Annotated in this window: 1 protein-coding gene; it reads left to right on the top strand. The window is 69.8% G+C overall.

Translation table 11 applies throughout. The features are described from left to right. Positions 1–104 precede the first annotated feature (104 nt). On the top strand, positions 105–394 hold a 290-nt coding region (locus tag GO615_RS30120; RefSeq protein ID WP_500676357.1), incomplete at its 3' end, for a hypothetical protein.

Raw genomic sequence — 394 nt, 5'->3', positions numbered from 1 at the left:
TCTCTAAGGTTAGCATTGCCTAACTCGCGGTCCGGCAGGGCCTCGCGAGAACCATCACGTCATGACACGGGTGCCGTCGTGCGCCTGAACGAAAGGTCGTCCGCATGATCAACCGCCGTGGCTTCTTCGCCATCGCCGCCGCCGGTGCCACCAGCGCCCTCGCCGCTTGCAGCACCGGCTCGTCGTCCGACAAGGCCTCGAGCGCCACGTCGGGATCGGCCGGCTCGGCGGGTAGCGGCGCGGGTTTCCCCGTCACGATCAAGCATGCCCTCGGCACGGCGAAGCTCGAGAAGGCCCCGACGAAGGTCGTCACGGCCGGCTGGTCGGACGCCGACATCCTGCTCGCGCTCGGCGTCGTGCCCGTCGCCGCGCCGGCGATCACGTGGGGCGGCAA

Source organism: Aromatoleum evansii (assembly GCF_012910805.1).
Classification (GTDB): Bacteria; Pseudomonadota; Gammaproteobacteria; order Burkholderiales; family Rhodocyclaceae; genus Aromatoleum; species Aromatoleum evansii.
This window is presented reverse-complemented; position numbering and strand designations above follow the sequence as displayed.